Raw genomic sequence first — 1,036 nt, 5'->3', positions numbered from 1 at the left:
TCACGCCGTAGGTTGCGACGAAGAAATCAAAGGCCGCCTCGGCATCCACGCGGGTCTCGGCCTGCCAAATGTCATGCAAATGACCCTTTGCTTTGGCCTGAACGGACTTCGGCATCGCGTTCAGAACATTGCCGGTTTTGTGGAACCAGCAACGTTGTTCTTGCGTGGCACCAAAGACCTCGCGCAGCGCATGCCAGAACCCCAAAGCACCGTCCCCGATGGCAAGATCAGGGGCATGGGTCAGTCCGCGCCGCTGCAGATCAAGCAGCAACTCTCGCCAGCTTTGGGTGCTTTCGCGGTAGCCATCGGCGAGGCCGATGATCTCTTTGCGACCCCACTCGTCCGCCCCGATCAACACCAGAACGCATTGTTTTTCCTCAGCCATGCGTGGTCGAAAGTAGACGCCGTCCGCCCAGATGTAGACGAACCGCCGTGTGCTGAGATCACGGCGCTGCCATCGGTCATACTCGTCCCACCAGTCGGCTTTGAGCCGCGATATAGTTGTGGATGACAAGCCCGCAGCATTCGGCCCGAGCAGCGCCGCCAGAGCCTCTTGGAAGTCCCCCGTGGAGATGCCTTTGAGGTACAGCCAGGGCAGCAGCTCTTCGATGGATTTGGCTTTGCGCAAATAGGGTGGCAGGATCGCTGACGTGAAACGCACTTTCTCCGCACCGTCGCCTCGGTCCCGCAGGCGCGGCACTTTGACCGGCACCGCGCCGATCCCGGTAAGAATCTCGCGTTCCGGCAAGTGGCCGGGGCGCACCAGCCGAGCGCGGCCATCATCCGTTTTCTCAGATGCATAGGCCTCCAGCAGAACGGCAAGTTCGGCCTCAACCGCTTGCTCGATCAGTCGCTGCGCACCCGATCGCAGCAGGTCCGTCAGTGGATCAGGTGAAAATCCCTGTGGATCGGGCAGCTGGGTAATGGTATTTGTCCTCATGTGGCATATCCTTTTCTCAGACGAGAATTGCGGCGCGTGAACAACGCCATGATATGCCGCCCCTCAGGGGCCATCACCAACTTTTAGCTATATCTC

1 protein-coding gene is annotated in these 1,036 nt (G+C 59.7%); it reads right to left on the bottom strand.

Annotation, left to right across the window (positions count from 1 at the left end; genetic code table 11):
- Positions 1-940, bottom strand: a 940-nt coding sequence (locus GV827_RS23170; RefSeq protein ID WP_164356698.1) for an IS256 family transposase, incomplete at its 3' end; no start/stop codon positions are given.
- Positions 941-1,036: the final 96 nt, after the last annotated feature.

The sequence above is a fragment of the Sulfitobacter sediminilitoris genome, from assembly GCF_010667575.1.
Lineage (GTDB): Bacteria > Pseudomonadota > Alphaproteobacteria > Rhodobacterales > Rhodobacteraceae > Sulfitobacter > Sulfitobacter sediminilitoris.
The sequence above is the reverse complement of the archived record's forward strand: the minus strand, read 5'-3'. Positions and strand labels throughout refer to the sequence as shown.